The sequence below is a fragment of the Streptomyces sp. T12 genome (genome assembly GCF_028736035.1).
Classification (GTDB): Bacteria; Actinomycetota; Actinomycetes; order Streptomycetales; family Streptomycetaceae; genus Streptomyces.
Map to the genome: position 1 here is coordinate 3,767,377 of NZ_CP117866.1, position 17,011 is coordinate 3,784,387.

The 17,011-nt window shown below is 71.8% G+C and carries 16 protein-coding genes; 8 read left to right on the plus strand and 8 right to left on the minus strand.

Annotated elements, in window-relative coordinates:
* Nucleotides 1–288 precede the first annotated feature (288 nt).
* Nucleotides 289–810: a GNAT family N-acetyltransferase gene (locus PBV52_RS16740; RefSeq protein ID WP_274239174.1), complete on the plus strand. Its 522-nt coding sequence runs from the start codon at nucleotides 289–291 to the stop codon at nucleotides 808–810.
* Here PBV52_RS16740 and PBV52_RS16745 read toward each other — a convergent pair.
* Together PBV52_RS16745 and PBV52_RS16750 are read right to left on the minus strand one after the other, a co-directional pair.
* Nucleotides 799–1,626 (minus strand): serine/threonine protein kinase, encoded by an 828-nt coding sequence (locus tag PBV52_RS16745; protein WP_274239175.1) that lies wholly within the window; start codon nucleotides 1,624–1,626, stop codon nucleotides 799–801. The genes PBV52_RS16740 and PBV52_RS16745 overlap by 12 nt on opposite strands.
* Nucleotides 1,623–2,678 carry a LacI family DNA-binding transcriptional regulator gene (locus tag PBV52_RS16750; RefSeq protein ID WP_274239176.1) on the minus strand — a complete coding sequence of 352 codons (1,056 nt, stop codon included), beginning with the start codon at nucleotides 2,676–2,678 and terminating at the stop codon, nucleotides 1,623–1,625. Before PBV52_RS16750 ends, PBV52_RS16745 begins: the two co-directional genes overlap by 4 nt.
* 372 nt (nucleotides 2,679–3,050) lie before the next feature.
* On the opposite strand from PBV52_RS16750, the gene PBV52_RS16755 reads away from it, so the two are divergent.
* From PBV52_RS16755 to PBV52_RS16775, 5 genes are all read left to right on the plus strand, one after another.
* Nucleotides 3,051–4,376: an ABC transporter substrate-binding protein gene (locus PBV52_RS16755; RefSeq protein WP_274239177.1), complete on the plus strand. Its 1,326-nt coding sequence runs from the start codon at nucleotides 3,051–3,053 to the stop codon at nucleotides 4,374–4,376.
* Nucleotides 4,373–5,401 (plus strand): carbohydrate ABC transporter permease, encoded by a 1,029-nt coding sequence (locus PBV52_RS16760; RefSeq protein ID WP_274239178.1) that lies wholly within the window; start codon nucleotides 4,373–4,375, stop codon nucleotides 5,399–5,401. Before PBV52_RS16755 ends, PBV52_RS16760 begins: the two co-directional genes overlap by 4 nt.
* Nucleotides 5,398–6,300, plus strand: a complete 903-nt coding sequence (locus PBV52_RS16765) for a carbohydrate ABC transporter permease (RefSeq protein ID WP_274239179.1) — start codon at nucleotides 5,398–5,400, stop codon at nucleotides 6,298–6,300. The genes PBV52_RS16760 and PBV52_RS16765 overlap by 4 nt, the downstream gene beginning before the upstream one ends.
* A 167-nt stretch (nucleotides 6,301–6,467) precedes the next feature.
* A complete protein-coding gene (locus tag PBV52_RS16770; protein WP_274239180.1) occupies nucleotides 6,468–7,898 on the plus strand; it encodes a GH1 family beta-glucosidase in 1,431 nt (476 codons plus the stop codon).
* Between the two features lie 255 nt (nucleotides 7,899–8,153).
* Nucleotides 8,154–8,726, plus strand: a complete 573-nt coding sequence (locus PBV52_RS16775) for a hypothetical protein (protein ID WP_274239181.1) — start codon at nucleotides 8,154–8,156, stop codon at nucleotides 8,724–8,726.
* A gap of 70 nt (nucleotides 8,727–8,796) precedes the next feature.
* On the opposite strand, the gene PBV52_RS16780 is transcribed toward PBV52_RS16775, so the two are convergent.
* From PBV52_RS16780 to PBV52_RS16790, 3 genes are all read right to left on the minus strand, one after another.
* Complete coding sequence (locus PBV52_RS16780) at nucleotides 8,797–10,272, minus strand: cellulose binding domain-containing protein (protein WP_274239182.1); 1,476 nt, start codon at nucleotides 10,270–10,272, stop codon at nucleotides 8,797–8,799.
* 130 nt (nucleotides 10,273–10,402) lie between these two features.
* Nucleotides 10,403–11,821, minus strand: coding sequence for a HAMP domain-containing sensor histidine kinase (locus PBV52_RS16785; RefSeq protein ID WP_274239183.1), 1,419 nt, complete (start codon nucleotides 11,819–11,821; stop codon nucleotides 10,403–10,405).
* Entirely contained in the window at nucleotides 11,818–12,522 is a 705-nt protein-coding gene (locus tag PBV52_RS16790; RefSeq protein ID WP_274239184.1) for a response regulator transcription factor, read from the minus strand. Before PBV52_RS16790 ends, PBV52_RS16785 begins: the two co-directional genes overlap by 4 nt.
* A 146-nt stretch (nucleotides 12,523–12,668) precedes the next feature.
* On the opposite strand from PBV52_RS16790, the gene PBV52_RS16795 reads away from it, so the two are divergent.
* Nucleotides 12,669–13,190: a hypothetical protein gene (locus PBV52_RS16795; protein ID WP_274239185.1), complete on the plus strand. Its 522-nt coding sequence runs from the start codon at nucleotides 12,669–12,671 to the stop codon at nucleotides 13,188–13,190.
* Nucleotides 13,191–13,212: 22 nt separating this feature from the next.
* Here PBV52_RS16795 and PBV52_RS16800 read toward each other — a convergent pair whose 3' ends face one another.
* Entirely contained in the window at nucleotides 13,213–14,082 is an 870-nt protein-coding gene (locus PBV52_RS16800; protein WP_274239187.1) for a spermidine synthase, read from the minus strand.
* Between the two features lie 56 nt (nucleotides 14,083–14,138).
* Entirely contained in the window at nucleotides 14,139–14,576 is a 438-nt protein-coding gene (locus tag PBV52_RS16805; protein ID WP_246101054.1) for a hypothetical protein, read from the minus strand.
* Nucleotides 14,577–14,843: 267 nt separating this feature from the next.
* Between PBV52_RS16805 and PBV52_RS16810 the strand changes: the two genes are divergently transcribed.
* Nucleotides 14,844–16,349 carry a hypothetical protein gene (locus PBV52_RS16810; protein WP_274239188.1) on the plus strand — a complete coding sequence of 502 codons (1,506 nt, stop codon included), beginning with the start codon at nucleotides 14,844–14,846 and terminating at the stop codon, nucleotides 16,347–16,349.
* Nucleotides 16,350–16,379: 30 nt separating this feature from the next.
* Here PBV52_RS16810 and PBV52_RS16815 read toward each other — a convergent pair whose 3' ends face one another.
* Nucleotides 16,380–16,982, minus strand: coding sequence for a histidine phosphatase family protein (locus tag PBV52_RS16815; protein WP_274239189.1), 603 nt, complete (start codon nucleotides 16,980–16,982; stop codon nucleotides 16,380–16,382).
* Between the last annotated feature and the right edge of the window lie 29 nt (nucleotides 16,983–17,011).

The window sequence follows — 17,011 nt, forward strand, 5'->3', positions numbered from 1 at the left end:
GCGCCGTCCCCGGCTCGCACGGGGCGGTGAGTCAGAAGGCGCACGGAGCGATCATGCCGTGGCACCGCTGCGGACGGCGTTGCGCCAGTACACCTCCGGCTCGCCCAGCCGGCCGCCAGCCCCCGTCGCCGCACAAGGGGACGGCCGGGTCCGGGCCGGGCTCCGGTCGCCGCGGCGGCCAGGTCGCGGACGACGGACGCGAGGGAGGCGTCGTACTGCTGATGCCGGATCAGCTGACGGAGCAGCAGGCGCCGGTCGTTCCTGGGGCAGGCCCATAGGCTGCGCACGATGTCCGAGCCCCGTGTACACGCCGAGCCCATCGTCACCGCCCGCCTCGACCTCCTCCCGCTGCGCGTCGAGCACGCCGAGGAGATGGCCGTCGTCCTGGCGGACCCGGCGCTGCACACCTTCATCGGCGGCGCGCCCCACTCCCCCGACGACCTGCGCGCCCGCTACGAGCGGCTCGTCGCCGGATCCCCCGACCCGGGCGTCTCCTGGTGCAACTGGGTGCTGCGGCTGCGCGCGCAGTCGCGTCTCGTGGGGACGGTCCAGGCCACGGTCACAGCCGCCCAGGACCGCGGCGCCGAGATCGCCTGGGTGGTCGGCATGCCGTGGCAGGGGCGCGGGTTCGCGTCCGAGGCGGCGCGGGGGCTGGTCACCTGGCTCGGGCAACGGTCCGTCGGTACGGTCGTCGCCCACATCCACCCCGACCACCTGGCCTCGGCGGCGGTCGCCACGGCGGCGGGGCTGGCCCCGACCGAGGAGGAGCAGGACGGGGAGACGCGGTGGCGGCTGGTGCTACCCCGCTGACGTCGCCTCCCGCCACGCCCGCACCAACTCCCGTACGCTCCCGAAGCGTTCGTCGGGGTCGGCGCGGGTGGCCCGGTCGAGCACCGCCAGCTGGGCCGCCGTCCCCCGCCAGGCCCGCTCCTCGTCGCCGGCGTCCAGGAGGAGGCGGGTGGCGCGGCCGAGGGCGTGGACCGTGGTGCGGATGTCGATCAGCGCGCCGCGGCGGAACTCCTCCGGGGCCATGAAGCGGCGCGAGCCGGGGAGCCGGTCCGCGTCCAGCGTGAACGGGCCGGGGCGGTATTCGTCCAGGTCGATCAGGTGGAGTTCGTCGCCCTCGAAGTCGTACAGGAACGTGCCGTCGTAGAGGTCGACGGCGACGTGTCCCGCGGCCTCCACCGCCAGGTGGGCGTCCAGTACGCGGTCCACGGCACGGTGGACCCGGTCGAGCGGCAGGGCGCGGAAGCGGGCCATGGGGCTGTCCGGGTCGGCGCGGCCGCCGCGGCTGCGGAGGGTGGGGTGGTAGAGGACCTCGCCGGCGTGCCACGGCATCACCACCGCCGTACCGTCACCGCCCCGGACCCCGAACCGGTGCAGCTGCGGGACGATCACGGGATGGCGTACCGCCCGGTGGAACGCCCAGGCGCGGTCCAGGGAGCGCCGGGCCCGGTCCGTGGCCGCCTCCTTCACGAACCAGCGGTCGCCGTCCGGGAGCCGGACGCCGTACGACACACAGTCCGAGTCCTGGTCGCGGAAGGCGCGCAGCACCTCGCCGACGGAGCGCAGGTACGGCTCCACCTCGCCGACCTCGGCGAGGTCCAGCAGGGCGTGGCCGCTCATGACGACGTGCGCACCACCAGTTCCGTGGCCAGTACCTCCTGCGGGCGTTCCAGTCCCCGCGACACCGCCGGCCGGCGATCCGCTATCTCGGCGAGGAGGAGGTCCAGCATCCGGCGGCCCATGTCCTCGATCGGCTGGCGGACGCTGGTGAGGGGCGGGTCCATGTGGCGGGCGATGGCCGAGTCGTCGTAGCCGACGAGGGCCACGTCCTCGGGGATGCGGTGGCCCGTCTCGCGCAGGACCTGGCGGGCGCCCGCCGCCGTCACGTCCGACGCCGCGAAGACCGCGTCCAGGTCGGGGCAGCGCTCCAGGAGCACCTTCATCGCCCGGGCGCCGCCCTCCTCCGTGAAGTCGCCCGCCTCGATCAGCCGCTCGTCCGCCTCGTGCCCCGCGTCGCGCAGGGCCTCGCGGTAGCCGTCGACGCGGCGCTGGGCACCGTAGACGTCGAGGCGGCCGGTGATGTGGGCGATCCGCGTACGGCCGCGGGACAGCAGGTGCTCGACGGCCGAGCGGGCGCCGCCGTAGTTGTCGGAGTCCACCGAGGTCAGGGTCTCCGCCGCCGACCTCGGGCCGCTGATCACCGCCGGGATCTCCAGCTGGGACAGCAGGTCCGGCAGGGGGTCGTCCGCGTGGACCGAGACCAGCAGGACGCCGTCGACGCGGTGTGCCGCCAGGTACTGGGCCAGGCGGCGGCGTTCCCGGTCGCTGCCCGCGAAGATCAGCAGCAGCTGCATCTCCGTCTCGGAGAGCTCGGCGCCCACGCCCTTCAGCATGTCCGAGAAGTACGGTTCCGCGAAGAACCGTGTCTCCGGCTCGGGCACGACCAGCGCGATCGCGTCCGTACGGTTCGCCGCCAGAGCTCGGGCCGCCGTGTTCGGGACGTAGCCCAGCTCCGCCACCGCCGCTTCCACCGCCGCGCGGGTCGCGTCGCTGACCCGGGGCGAGCCGTTGATCACCCGGGAGACGGTGCCCCGGCCCACGCCGGCGCGGGCCGCCACCTCTTCGAGGGTGGGCCGACCGCCGCTTCGGCCCCGCGCTCCGTGGGTTGCCATGGGGCTCCGCCTTCCGCCGTTGTTCTTCACGCTGGCCTGGAATTTAACAGTCCCGTCAGGGAGAGTGACCGTCCCCGGCACTGCCGCCCCGGACCCCCGCTTCGGCCTGGACCGCCTCGCCCTCAGCCGCCGGACCGGATCCAGCGGGTCCAGTTAACGGCCCGATAACTGAACGCATCTCTCTGCTCCGAGTCCCTTGACACCCCCGCCCGGACCGACGAACCTTCAACTCATCACCTGTGGGAGCGCTCCCACAGTACCTGACACATACACATCCCGCACGTTCCCCGCCCGAGCCGCAGCGAGAACAATGAACGGGCCCAACAGTGCAGTTGGCCGGGGGGTCGGCACGTCAGGCAACAGGAGGACGCAATGCGCACGAGTACCCGTGGGTCCCGCCGGCTGGTGGCCCTCGCGGCCGCGGCCGCGCTGACGACAGGGCTGCTCGCCGGCTGCGCCGAGGACTCGGACGACAGCTCTCCGAACGAGGGCGGTGGCAACGGCGGCGGCGGCAAGACCACGCTCACCGTCGGCACCTTCGGCACCTTCGGCTACAAGCAGGCCGGCCTCTACGACGAGTACATGAAGCTCCACCCCGACATCAGCATCAAGGAGAACGTCACCACCCGTACCGACGTCTACTGGCCGAAGGTCCTCACCCGCCTGCAGGCCGGGTCCGGTGCCGACGACATCCAGGCGATCGAGATCATGAACGTCACCGAGGCCGTGCAGACGCAGGCCGACAAGTTCGTCGACCTCGGCAAGGAGGTCGACAAGTCGCAGTGGCTGGGCTGGAAGAACGCCCAGGCCACCACCAAGGACGGCAAGCTGATCGGCCTCGGCACCGACGTCGGCCCGATGGCGATCTGCTACCGCAAGGACCTGTTCGAGAAGGCCGGCCTGGAGACCGACCGCACCAAGCTCGCCGCACAGTGGAAGGGCGACTGGGGCAAGTACGTCGACCTGGGCAAGGAGTACATGAAGAAGGCGCCGAGCGGCACCAAGTTCGTGGACTCGGCCTCCTCGGTCTACAACGCGGCCCTCGGCGGCGCGGCCGAGCGCTACTACAAGGACGACGGCACCGTCGACTGGGACAAGTCGCAGGGCGTCAAGAACGCCTGGGACGTCGCCATGGACGTGGCGACCAGCGACATGTCGGCGAAGCTGAAGCAGTTCGACAAGCCGTGGGACCAGGGCTACGCCAACGGCACCTTCGCGACGGTGGCCTGCCCGGCCTGGATGATCGGCTACATCCTGGAGAAGTCCGGTGACTCCGGCAAGGGCAAGTGGGACGTGGCGGCGGCGCCGACCGCGTCCAACTGGGGCGGTTCGTTCATCGGCGTGCCGACCTCGGGCAAGCACCAGAAGGAGGCCATCGCGCTGGCGAAGTGGCTGACCGCGCCCGAGCAGCAGGCGAAGGTCTTCGCCAAGCAGGCCAGCTTCCCGTCGACCCCGTCGGCGTACTCCACCCTGAAGCCGGCCGCCGCCACCACGGAGTACTTCTCGAACGCGCCGATCACGCAGATCTTCTCCGACTCGGCGAAGACCATCCCGTCCCAGTACTTCGGGATCAAGGACCAGGCGATCAACACCGCGCTGACCGACATCGGCATCCTCCAGGTCGAGCAGAAGGGCAAGACGCCTGACCAGGGCTGGGACGCCGCGTCCAAGGAGATCAAGGACGTGCTCGGCCAGTGAGCAGTTCCAAGCAGGCCCTCGCGCACGCCGCGAGCGCCGACGCCGCGCCCGGTGACCAGCCGGGCGCGGCCGGCCGCGCGCACGGTCGCGGTACGCCGCCTCCGCCGGGCCCGGATTCCTGGCGGAGCCGGCTGTACCGCTGGGACATGAAGGCGTCGCCGTACGCGTTCATCGCCCCCTTCTTCATCGTCTTCGGGGCGTTCTCGCTCGTCCCGCTGCTCTATACGGCCTGGTACTCGCTGCACAACGTGCAGCTGGCCAACCTCGACGGCCAGACCTGGACCGGCCTGGACAACTACCAGAACCTGCTGTCCTCGGACTTCTTCTGGAACGCGCTGTGGAACACCTGCACCATCGGCGTGATCTCCACGGTGCCGCAGCTGCTGATGGCGATCGGCCTGGCGCACCTGCTCAACTACAAGCTGCGCGGCTCGACCGTGTGGCGGGTCGTGATGCTCACCCCGTACGCCACCTCGGTGGCGGCGGCGACGCTGGTGTTCGTGCTGCTGTACTCCTGGGACGGCGGCATGATCAACTGGCTGCTGGAGTTCGTCGGCATCGATCCGGTCAACTGGCGTGAGTCCGACTGGGGTTCACAGTTCGCGGTCTCGTCGATCGTGATCTGGCGCTGGACCGGCTACAACGCGCTGATCTACCTGGCGGCGATGCAGGCGATCCCGGCCGACCTCTACGAGTCCGCGGCGATCGACGGCGCCAACCGCTGGCAGCAGTTCCTCCATGTGACGATCCCGCAGCTGCGGCCGACGATCCTGTTCACAGTGGTCGTCTCGACGATCGGCGCGACCCAGCTCTTCGGTGAGCCCCTGCTGTTCGGCGGGGTGAGCGGTTCGAAGGGCGGCTCCGAGCACCAGTACCAGACGCTCGGGCTGTACATGTACGACCAGGGCTGGATCATCGGCAACCTCGGCAAGGCCTCTGCCATCGCCTGGACGATGTTCCTGATCCTGCTGATCGTCGCCGTGATCCAACTGCTGGTGTCCCGACGGCTGAGGAAGTCCCAATGAGCGCAAGTGAACTGACGATTCCTCAGGTCGAGAAGGATCAGAAGCCCAAGCGCGAGCGCCCCCGGGGGATGGGCGCGGGCAAGCAACTGCACGCCGGCCCGCTCACCTACGTCGTCCTGACCGTCTTCGCGCTGGTCTCGCTGGCCCCGCTGGTGTGGACGGCGATCGCGGCCTCGCGCACCGACCGGCGGCTCGCGGAGACCCCGCCACCGCTGTGGTTCGGCGGGAACCTGTTCAAGAACATGGAGCGGGCCTGGGAGGAGGGCGGGCTCGGCACCGCGATGTTCAACACCACGTTCGTCGCGGCCACGATCACCATCAGTACGGTGGTGTTCGCCACCCTCGCCGGCTTCGCCTTCGCCAAGCTGCGGTTCCGGTTCTCCGGCGTCCTGCTGATGCTGACGATCGGCACGATGATGGTCCCGCCGCAGCTGGCGGTCGTACCCCTGTATCTGTGGATGGCGGACCTCGGCTGGTCGAACCAGCTCCAGACGGTCATCCTGCCGACGCTGTGCACGGCCTTCGGTACGTTCTTCATGCGCCAGTACCTGCTGCAGGCGCTGCCGACCGAGCTGATCGAGGCGGCGCGGGTGGACGGCGCGAGCAGTCTGCGGGTCGTCTGGCACGTGGTCTTCCCGGCGGCCCGGCCGGCGATGGCGGTCCTCGGCCTGCTGACCTTCGTGTTCGCCTGGAACGACTTCCTGTGGCCGATCATCGCCCTGAACCAGGAGAACCCGACCGTGCAGGTCGCCCTCAACTCCCTCGGCACCGGTTACGTCCCCGACCAAGCGGTGATCATGGCGGGCGCCCTGCTCGGCACGCTGCCGCTGCTGATCGCCTTCCTGCTGTTCGGCAAGCAGATCGTGGGCGGCATCATGCAGGGCGCGGTCAAGGGCTGAGGCCCCGTCGTATCGCCTTTGCCGTACGTCACTTGGGGCCGGGTCACCGCCGTCCCGGCCCCTCATGCCCTCACTCCCCATTCCCCCATTCCCCCATTTCCTCGTTTCCCCATCCCCACCTCCCCTCCTACCCGTCGGTCTCCACGACCCCCAATGGGAGCGCTTCCATGCCTGAGCCCATGTCCTCCGTGTCCTTTCCTCCCGCCTTCCTCTGGGGCGCGGCGACGTCCGCATACCAGATCGAGGGGGCGGTGCGGGAAGACGGCCGCACCCCGTCCATCTGGGACACCTTCAGCCATACGCCGGGCCGGACGGCCGGCGGCGAGCACGGTGACATCGCTGTCGACCACTACCACCGCTACCGCGAGGACGTGGCGATGATGGCCGATCTGGGGCTGTCGGCGTACCGCTTCTCGATCTCCTGGTCGCGGGTGCAGCCGACGGGCCGGGGCCCGGCCGTGCAGCGGGGCCTGGACTTCTACCGCCGCCTGGTGGACGAGCTGCTGGCGCACGGCATCAAGCCCGCCGTCACCCTCTACCACTGGGACCTCCCCCAGGAGCTGGAGGACGCGGGCGGCTGGCCGGAGCGCGACACGGCGTACCGGTTCGCCGAGTACGCGCAGATCGTCGGCGAGGCGCTCGGCGACCGCGTGGAGCAGTGGATCACGCTCAACGAGCCGTGGTGCAGCGCGTTCCTGGGCTACGGGTCGGGGGTGCACGCGCCGGGCCGCACCGAGCCGCTGGCGACGCTGCGGGCCTCCCACCACCTCAACCTGGCGCACGGGCTTGGCGCTTCGGCCCTGCGCTCGGTGATGCCGGCCCGCAACTCGGTGGCCCTCAGCCTCAACTCCTCGGTGGTACGGCCGCTCTCCCAGGACCCCGCGGACCTGGCGGCGGCCCGGAAGATCGACGACCTGGCCAACGGGATCTTCCACGGCCCGATCCTGCACGGCGCGTACCCGGAGAGCCTGTACGCGGCGACGGAGCCGGTCACCGACTGGTCGTACGTCCTGGAGGGCGACCTGGCGGCGATCAACCAGCCGTTGGACGCGCTGGGGTTGAACTACTACACCCCGACGCTGGTGTCGGTGGCCGAGACCGGGGCCGACGGCCCGCGGGCGGACGGCCACGGGGCGAGCGAACACTCGCCGTGGCCCTGTTCGGACGACGTGATGTTCCACCAGACCCCGGGCGACCGCACCGAAATGGGCTGGACGATCGACCCGACCGGCCTGCACGAGCTGATCATGCGGTACACGCGCGAGGCACCGGGCCTGCCGCTGTACATCACCGAGAACGGCGCGGCGTACGACGACAAGCCGGACCCCGACGGCCGCGTCCACGACCCGGAGCGCATCGCCTACCTGCACGGCCACCTCTCCGAGGTCCGCCGTGCGATCGCCGACGGCGCCGACGTCCGGGGCTACTACCTGTGGTCCCTGATGGACAACTTCGAGTGGGCGTACGGCTACGGGAAGCGGTTCGGGGCGGTGTACGTCGACTACTCCACGCTCGTCCGGACGCCGAAGTCGAGCGCGTACTGGTACGGGAAGGCGGCGCGGACGGGGGTGTTGCCGGCGGTGGAGACGGCTCTCTAGCCGCGCGCGGCGGGAACGGGAACGGGAACGGGAGCGGGAACGGGGGTGGAGGCGGGGCGCGGCACAGTGAAGGGGAGTGCCGCGCCCCGGGCCGGTGACGGGGGGCGAGCCTCGTTGGCGGCCTTTCGCCGTGCCCGTACGTGTTCGCCCTCACTCACAGGAACCGCTCAGCGGCCCCGCAGACGCCGCTCAGCGGGGAGGCGTTTCATCAGGTGGAACGGGCTCATGGGGCCTCGTGGAACACCGGAGGACGTCATGGGATTGTTCGCGCTGGTCGTGTCGGGGCTGTTGGTCGCCGCGGTGGTGGCTTTCGCCACGCGGGCGAGGCGGCCTGAAGGGGCGCGAGAGCCGGCATACGACGCAGCTGTCGGCGCGGACGCCGAGGCCCGCCACTGGGTGGAGCTGCTGGGCGGCAGCCTGTCCACCCTCGATGCGGGCGACCGCAAGATCGCCGCCCAGGCCCTGGCGGATGCCACGGAACGCTACCGGGCGGCGCAGGGGCAGCTGACCCCGTCGTTCGGGCCCGTCCAGTACGCCCTGGTGACCCGTACGGCGGTCGAGGGGCTGCACCACGTCCGCACCGCCCGCCTGGCCCTGGGCCTGGACGCGGGGCCCGCGCTGCCGGACTCGGGCGTGGTCACCATCGGCGTCCGGACATACGCCGCCTCCGACCGGGCCTCGGCCGCGACGCCCTACCACTACCCGGGCGGGGTCGTCGGTGAGCGCCGGGTGCCCGGCGGCTGGTACAGCACACCGTGGTGGAAGACGGCGCTTGTGGCGGGTGCCGCGGGGGTCGGCGCGGGCGACACGAAGGCGGTGAGGCGGTGAGGCGTACGCGCCCCGGCCGGATGGGGGGAAGACCGGCCGGGACGCCCCCCGTGTCCTGATCGTCGATCGGCTACTTGCCGTACGTCGCGAACGCCTTCGAGAACGCGAACTTCTCCTGGAGGATCGAGCTGCACGTCGCGTCCGCCGCCGGCTTCTCGCCTCCCGCGCACTGCTTGTCGCGGGTCGCCGACCACATCGACAGCCAGCCGAGGCCCTTGGACTTGGCGAAGTTCACCAGCTGGGTGGCGTCGTCGACCTTGAAGATCTCGGTCGTGACGTCGTTGACGCCGATCATCGGGGTGACGGCGACCGACTTCCAGGCCGCGCTGTCGGAGAGGCCGAGCACGCTCTTGACCTGGGCCTGGGTCGCGGTGGCCGCCTGCTCGGCGTAGGTGCCCATGTCGCCGCTGTACGCGGGGCCGTAGTCCATCGCCATGATGTTGACGGTGTTGATCTTCACGCGGTTCTGCTTGGCGTTGGAGAGGAGATCGACGCCCGGCTGAGTCAGGCCCTCCGGCATGACGGGGAGGGTGAAGGAGACGTCCAGGTCGGGGTGGTCCGCCTGGAGCATGGCTATCGCCTGGGCGCGGCGCGTGTTGGCCGCCGTGTCCGGCAGTGCGCCACCCTCGACGTCGAAGTCGACCTTGGTCAGCTTGTACGCGTCCACGACCTTGCCGTACGCCGCCGCCAGCGCGTCCGCCGAGGAGCAGGTCGTCGCCAGCTCGCTGCCGGCCGCGCCGCCGAAGGAGACACGGACGTCGCCGCCCTTGGCGCGCAGGTCACCGATCTGCGCGGCCACCGCGTCGCCGCCGAGGTCCGTGACACCGCCCCACTTCGGGGTGCAGCCGCCGCCGTCGGTGACGAAGGCGAGGTTGTAGTCCTTGACGCCGGTCGCCTCGGCGCTCGCCGACAGGTCGAAGGCCGGGTAGAGGGAGGTGTCGATGTACGGGGCGAAGCCGGCGGTGGATCCCGTTCCGGTGCCGGGGGTCTGCGAGGGCTCGGCGGTGGGGGTCGCGCTCTGGGTGGGGGTGGCCGTCGGCTTCGCCGTCGCCGTCGGCGTCGGCGTCGGCGTGGCGGATTCGGTGGACGTCGGGCGGCCGCTCGGCTCCGGCGTCGCGCTGTCGTCCGTCGAGCACTTCGCGTCGTCGATCAGACAGCCCGTCGGCGCGCCCGTGCCGTTGACCACGAAGCCGACTGTCACCGACTCACCGGCCGCCAAGCCGTCCGTGTCCCACTTCGGCGGCGTGACGGTGACGTGCTGCCCGCGCACGCTGGACTCGGCGTTCCACAGGGAACTGAGCTTCGTGCCCGAGGGCAGGTCGAACTCCAGCGTCCAGGCCTGCTCCGCCCGACCGCTGTTGTTCGTGACGACGTACTGCGCGGTGTAACCCGTCGACCAGTCACTGGTCTTCGTGTACGCCGCCCCGATCCCGGCCGCCTGGGCAGTACCGGTGAACAGGATCGCGCCACCGCCGGCCACGGCCGCGGCGACCAGGCCGCCTATCGCCTTGTTCCTGACACTGACCTTGCGCCGGTGCGTACTCATCGCGTGCCTGCCTTCGCTCTTCACGGGCTCACGGGGGGAGAGCCCAGGGGTGGGGTGCGGCAGCACGCTAGCGATCTCGAATCGGGCAAAAGCCCTGATCCAGACCGGTGTTGAGGACCTTAGGGTGCGCTTAAGGAAGGGATCGGGGGCGGTTAAAGGTAGAGACCAATTTGCCGGGACGGCGGCGTCGCACCGGCCCCCGATGCCCCCTGCGCACGGGTGCCCGCCCGTCCAGCTGGATCCAGATCCGCACCTCGGTCCCGCCCAGCACCGACGACCCGATCCGCATGTCCCCGCCCGTCGACTCCGCGAGCCGCCGCACGATGTCGAGCCCGAGCCCGGTCGAGCCGACGCTGCCCGAGCCCCGCCCGCGCGCCATCGCCGCCTCGGGGTCGGATATGCCGGGCCCGGCGTCCGAGACGAGCACGATCACCGCGTCCTCGCCGTTGTGCACGTCGACCGCGAAGGCCGTGCCCTCGGGGGTGTGCCGGAAGACGTTGCCGAGCAGGGCGTCCAGCGCGGCGGCCAGATCCGCCCGGGCCACGGGTATCCGCACCGGCCGGTCCGCGCCGGCCACCCGCACCTTGCGGCCCTCGTCCTCCGCCAGCGCCGACCAGAACGCCATGCGCTCGCGCACCACCTCGGCCGCGTCGCACCCGGCGCCGGGACCGGCCGCCACCGTCTGCGGCTTGGCATCCCGCGCCGTACGGATGATGGTGTCGACCTCGCGCTCCAGCTGGGCGACGGCGGCTCTGGTCTGCTCGGCGGCCGGACCGTCCCCGAGCGAGGCCGCGTTCAGGCGCAGCACGGTCAGCGGAGTGCGCAGGCGATGGGACAGGTCGGCCGCCAACTCGCGCTCGTTCGCGAGAAGTTGCACGACCTGGTCGGCCATCGAGTTGAACGCGACCGCCGCCAGCCGCAGTTCGTTCGGCCCCTCTTCGGGCACCCGGGCGCCCAGCTTGCCCTCCCCCAGCTCGTGCGCACCCTCGACCAGGCGCTGCGCGGGCCGCACCATCCGTACGCCCAGCCGGTCGGCGACCGCGACCGACCCGACGATCAGCGCGACCCCGACCCCGGCGAGTACCGCATAGGCCGTGGTGAGGCCGTTGGTGACCTCGGCGTCGGGGACGTACACCTCGACCACGGCGATCTCGCCGGAGCTCAGCGCGACCGGCTGGAGCAGCGTGGAGCCGCCGGGCACCTCGCTGGTCGAGGCGCGCCCCAGCCGCCGTACCGTCGCGATGTCGTCGGCGGCGGCGCGCTGGCGGCCGAGGTCGACGGCGGCCGTGCCACCGGAGGCCGTGTCACCGGAGGCCGGTATGTGCACGGCCATGTCCGCGTCCGAACCGGCCGAGGCGACGACCCGCTCCAGCTGGTCGCGGTCGGTGGTGATGGACAGCGCCGGGGCGACGGCGGCGGCCTCCCGCTCGGCGTTGGAGAAGGCGCGGTCGCGGGCCATCTCCCGGATGACGAGTCCGAGCGGGACGGCGAAGGCGACCACGACCATGGTGGTGACGGCCAGACAGACCTTGACCAGTGCCCACCTCATCGCGGTGGCTCCCCCATGGGTGGTTCCAGCTTCACGCCGACGCCCCGAAGGGTGTGCAGATAGCGCGGATTGGCGGCTGTTTCGCCCAGTTTGCGGCGCAGCCAGGACAGATGGACGTCGATGGTCTGATCGTCGCCGTACGACTGCTGCCACACCTCGGCGAGCAGTTCCTTGCGCGGTACTACGACCCCGGGCCGCCCGGCCAGGAAGGCGAGCAGGTCGAACTCGCGGCGGGTGAGGTCCAGGCTCGCGCCGTCCAACTCGGCCTGGCGGCGCAGCGGATCGACGGTCAGGCCGCCGACGCGCAGCACGCTGGAGGGGGCGGCCTCCCCGCTGCCCGACCGGGCCCGGCGCAGGACGGCGGCCATCCGGGCCGACAGGTGCTCGACCGAGAACGGCTTGGTCAGATAGTCGTCCGCCCCGGCGTTCAGCAGCCGGACGATCTCCGCCTCGTCGTCCCGTGCCGTGGCGATGATCACCGGCACGTCCGTGATGCCGCGCAGCATCTTCAGGGCCTCGGAGCCGTCCAGGTCGGGCAGTCCGAGGTCCAGGATCACCACGTCGAAACGGAAATGGGCGACCTCGCGCAGCGCCTCCAGTGCCGTACCGACACTGCGCACCGTGTGGGCGGCGTCGGTCAGGTGCCGGATGAGCGCCGAGCGTACGAACTGGTCGTCCTCGACCACGAGCACACTTGCCATGCGCCGCACCGTACGCCATGCCGGCGAGCCGGGTCCGGGCCTGTGGACAACTCGCCGACTGTGGACAACCGCCCCCCTGTGGGCAACTCCACCCCCACGCACAACCGCGCGACACGTCCGGGACGCGTGAGGCAGTATGGCCCGCGATGCGCAGAGGACTCGTACACGTACTCGCTTGGTCGCTCGCCACGGGCGCGGCGGTCACGCTGTCGTGGTGGGGTGTCCACACGGTGATGACGGGCACGGTGTACGACCGGCCGCGCGCCCTGCCCATCACGGCGGCCGACGCGACGACCCAGGGGTCGAAGCCGCTGGCGTCGTCGACGAATCGGCCGACCCCGTCGAAGGGCTCCTCGACCCCTTCGCCGAAGCCGACCGGGCCGCCCCGCGCGCCGACCCCCTCGAAGACACCGCCGGAGCACACCGCCCCCTCCCCCACCACGTCCGGCCAGGTCAAGAGCTACGACACCGACGGCGGCCGCGTGGTCTTCGACATCGGCTCGACCTCCGCGACCCTCGTCTCCGCCACCCCGGGCGCGGGCTGGTCGATGCAGGTGTGGAAGACGCAGACGTGGATCCGGGTGGAGTTCGGCGCGGGCGCGGACCGGGTCTCGGTGTTCTGCACATGGCACGACGGGCCGCCGCGGGTGGAGATCGGGAACTACTGACAGCCCCTGAACCGGCGCCGACTCACCTGAAGACGGACGCCGGTGGCGCCGGCGAGGCCACCGCCGCCGCGTCCGTGACCGGTACGGCGCCACCCGTGAAGTCGGTGAGGGACCTGCCGTGTTCGACCCGGCCGGGGTGGGGGTCGGACGCGGCGCGGCGGGTCAGTTCGGCGACCGGGAGCGGCAGGTCGGCGGCGAGCAGGACGGCGTTGCCGAAGCGTTTGCCGCGCAGCACGGTCGGGTCGGCGACCAGCGCCAGCTCGGCGAACCGGGCGGCGGCGGTGGCGATCTGACCGCGCAGATGCGCGAGCGGCGGCCCGTCGGCGAGGTTGGCGGCGTACCAGCCACCGGGTCTCAGCGCCCGGCGGACCTCGTCGAGGAACTCGGTCGAGGTGAGGTGGGCCGGGGTGCGGGCCCCGCTGAAGACGTCGGCGATGACGAGGTCGGCCCATCCGTCGGGCACCTTGGCGAGCCCTTCGCGCGCGTCGACGGACCGCACCCGGATGCGGGCACCGCGGTCCAACGGCAGCTCGCGGCGGACCAGTTGGACGAGGGTCGCGTCGCGCTCGACGACCTGCTGGGTGGAGCGGGGGCGGGTGGCGGCGAGGTAACGGGCGAGGGTGAGGGCGCCGCCGCCGAGGTGCACCGCCTGTACGGGTTTGCCGGGCGGGGCGACGAGGTCGATGACGTGGCCGAGGCGGCGCTGGTACTCGAAGGAGAGGTAGGCGGGGTCGTCGAGATCCACGTGCGACTGCGGGGCCCCGTCGACCAGCAGCGTCCAGGCCCGCGCCCGGTCCCGGTCGGGTATGAGCTCGGCGAGCCCGCCGTCGACGGTCTCGACGACGGAGGTGAGGGCCGCGCCGGAGCGCCGGGGGTTCCTGGACTTTCCCACGAGGCCATTATCAGGGGGGACGGGCACTCCCACCCGCCCACAGCGGCGGCCACGCGTCACCGACAGTTGTCGGCCGCCTCGATCAACCGCGCCGCCTCGCCCAGCGCCGCCCGCAGCACCGCGGGATCGGTCGCCAGGTCCGCCTCTCCGGGCGGCAGGAGCCAGTCCGAGCCCTCGACCGGCGGCTCGGGGTTCAGGTTCAGGCTGAGCCCCCGGCCGTCGGTCTCCGTGCAGGTGCTGCCCGGCACGTCCCAGGCGGCCGCCGTGCCCGGCGGGACCACGAAGCCCAGTGTGTCGCCACCGTCGTCGTGCAGCACGGGCCCCACCCCGTCGCCGGCGCCGCGCCGCAGGATGTCGACCGCCTCCAGGCCCTGCCGCGCCGGAACGGTGACCACGTCGCAGCCCACCTCCGGCGGCTCGCTGAACTCTGCTGTCGGTGCATGCCCCGCCGTCGTCGATGGCGTACGAGGAACGACGCTCTGGCTGGTCTCCATCCCGACCTCCACCACGGAACCCCTTGTGCAGTCCGAAGAGTTCAACGCCTCGCGACGTCAACGGCTACGGCGGAAGTCAGCCGCAAAGGATGGCAGTTCATGGCAGATCACGTATGAGATATCCGGTTTGTAGCCAAACACAGCGTGGCGACTTCGCTACAGCAGGTACGTTCTTGCCCGCCGGAGACAAGGGCACCACACGGATTATTCGGTTCAACTCGTCCTCGTTCCGGCATGGTTCGACGGTTCGCACGAGAGGACCCGGCCATGGCGTCGTCAGAGCTGACCTCGTCCCAGTACCCCAGGCCACCACGGCCGAATCTCGCGTTCCGGCGGTTGCGCGGACAGCGCTCGCCGGCCGAGTTCGCCGCGGCGGTGCGACGGGCCGCCCGCGAGATCGGCGAGCGGGTCAGCTGTGACTCGCGTTACGTCGGACGGGTCGAGGCCGGTGAGATCCGCTGCCCCAACTATGCGTACGAACGGGTGTTCCTGCACATGTTCCCCGGCCGCACGCTCGCCGACCTCGGCTTCGCGCCCCGCTCGTCCGTACGCGGACGCCGGGCGCGCACCGACGAGGAAGCGCCCCTCGTACACACCACGAGCCCGGCGCACACCACGAGTGAGACGTGGGGGACCGACGAGCCGTATGTCCCACGAGACCCGCAGGACCCGCAGGACCCGCAGGACCCGCAGGACCCGTACAAGTCGTACGGCGCACAGCAGAACCACGAGAACCACGAGATCCACGAGGAGAGCGACGTGCTGCGTCGCGCATTCATGACCGGCGGGGGCGCCACGGTGGCCGCCGCCTCGCTGGGCCCCCTGGGGCTCACCTTCGACGCCGCGGCCGCGGAGCGTCCCGTCAGACGTGTCGGGGGACGCGAGGCGGACGTGCTCGAGGAAGCCGTACGCCGCATCCGGCTGCTCGACGACCGGCACGGCGCCGACGGCCTCTATCGGCGGGCGGCCGCCCCGCTGCGGGCCGCCTACGCGCTGCTCGACGCCGGTACGACCCGGCAGGCGACGGACGACCGGCTCCACTCGGGCGCGGGGGAACTGGCCATCTCGGTGGGGTGGCTGGCGCACGACTCGGGGCGGTTCGACGACGCGCGCTCGCACTACGCGGAGGCGTTGGCGACGGCCCGGATGGCGGGCGACGCGGCGCTGGAGGCGCACGCCTTCTGCAACACGTCGTTCCTCGCGCGCGACGCGGGCCGGCCCCGCGAGGCGGTCCGGGCGGCGCAGGCCGCGCAACGCGTCGCGCGCCCCCTGGGCTCCCCCCGTCTGATGTCCCTGCTCGCGCTGCGCGAGGCGGGCGGCTGGGCGGGGCTCGCCGACCGCACCGGCTGCGAGCAGGCTCTCGCCCGCGCGCTGGCCTTCTACGAGCGGGGCCGCTCGGACGCCGACCCCGAGTGGATGAGCTTCTACGGAGAGGCCGAGCTGGAGGCTCTGGAGGCGCAGTGCTGGTCGACGCTGGGCAACTGGCGACGGGCGGCGCGGCACGCCGGCCGGGCGGCCCAGCTGCAGGATCCGCACTTCACGCGCAACATCGCGCTGTACACGGCGGAACTGGCGGACGACCTGGCCCGCGGAGGGCTTCCCGACGAGGCCGCCGCGGCCGGGATGCGGGTCATGGACCTGCTGGACCTGGTGCAGTCGTCGCGGGTGCAGACGATGCTGGCGGGGACGGCCCGGGTGCTGCTGCCGCACCGTCGGGCGCATGGGGTCTCGGCGTTCCTGGAGAGGCACGCGAGCGTGCCGCGCACGGCATAGCGGGCGGCGCCCTGCCGGGGCCGGGCCGCCCTACGCCACCAGGTGCCCCAGGTCGTTCCAGCTCTCGATCGCCGGCTCCCCGTACGCCCATCCCAGCACCGACAGCGACGTGGGATTGAGCCGGATGCGCGCCGCGAAGTCGAGCGGCAGCCCCAGCCAGCGCGCGCCTATGGAGCGGAGTATGTGCCCGTGCGCGAACACCAGCACGTCCCGGTCCGCCTCGCGCGCCCACGTCACCACCTCGTCGGCCCGGGCGGTCACCTCGGACAGGCTCTCGCCCTCGGGCACGCCGTCGCGCCAGATGAGCCAGCCGGGCCGTACCGCCTGGATGTCCGCCGGGGTCATGCCCTCGTAGGCGCCGTAGTCCCACTCCATGAGCGTGTCCCAGGTACGCGCGCGTTCGCCGAAGCCGGCGAGTTCGCACGTCTCACGCGCGCGTGACAGGGGGCTGGTGCGGACCTCGATCCCTGCCCCCGCCGGCCCGTCGAACGGCGACCGGTGCAGGCGTTCGCCCAGCAGCTTCGCGCCCCTGCGGCCCTCATCGAGAAGCGGCACGTCGGTCCTGCCCGTGTGCTTGCCGGCCAGCGACCATGCCGTCTGTCCGTGCCGGGCCAGCAGGATGCGCGGTGCCATTGAAGAGCCCTTCCGGGAGAAATGAGAGG

Bases quoted from the DNA above. Each gene is read 5' to 3' on its own strand.
- PBV52_RS16740 (WP_274239174.1), top strand. From the start codon at position 289: ATGTCCGAGCCCCGTGTACACGCCGAGCCCATCGTCACCGCCCGCCTC.
- PBV52_RS16745 (WP_274239175.1), bottom strand. From the start codon at position 1,626: ATGAGCGGCCACGCCCTGCTGGACCTCGCCGAGGTCGGCGAGGTGGAG.
- PBV52_RS16750 (WP_274239176.1), bottom strand. From the start codon at position 2,678: ATGGCAACCCACGGAGCGCGGGGCCGAAGCGGCGGTCGGCCCACCCTC.
- PBV52_RS16755 (WP_274239177.1), top strand. From the start codon at position 3,051: ATGCGCACGAGTACCCGTGGGTCCCGCCGGCTGGTGGCCCTCGCGGCC.
- PBV52_RS16765 (WP_274239179.1), top strand. From the start codon at position 5,398: ATGAGCGCAAGTGAACTGACGATTCCTCAGGTCGAGAAGGATCAGAAG.
- PBV52_RS16770 (WP_274239180.1), top strand. From the start codon at position 6,468: ATGCCTGAGCCCATGTCCTCCGTGTCCTTTCCTCCCGCCTTCCTCTGG.
- PBV52_RS16775 (WP_274239181.1), top strand. From the start codon at position 8,154: ATGGGATTGTTCGCGCTGGTCGTGTCGGGGCTGTTGGTCGCCGCGGTG.
- PBV52_RS16780 (WP_274239182.1), bottom strand. From the start codon at position 10,272: ATGAGTACGCACCGGCGCAAGGTCAGTGTCAGGAACAAGGCGATAGGC.
- PBV52_RS16785 (WP_274239183.1), bottom strand. From the start codon at position 11,821: ATGAGGTGGGCACTGGTCAAGGTCTGTCTGGCCGTCACCACCATGGTC.
- PBV52_RS16790 (WP_274239184.1), bottom strand. From the start codon at position 12,522: ATGGCAAGTGTGCTCGTGGTCGAGGACGACCAGTTCGTACGCTCGGCG.
- PBV52_RS16795 (WP_274239185.1), top strand. From the start codon at position 12,669: ATGCGCAGAGGACTCGTACACGTACTCGCTTGGTCGCTCGCCACGGGC.
- PBV52_RS16805 (WP_246101054.1), bottom strand. From the start codon at position 14,576: ATGGAGACCAGCCAGAGCGTCGTTCCTCGTACGCCATCGACGACGGCG.
- PBV52_RS16810 (WP_274239188.1), top strand. From the start codon at position 14,844: ATGGCGTCGTCAGAGCTGACCTCGTCCCAGTACCCCAGGCCACCACGG.
- PBV52_RS16815 (WP_274239189.1), bottom strand. From the start codon at position 16,982: ATGGCACCGCGCATCCTGCTGGCCCGGCACGGACAGACGGCATGGTCG.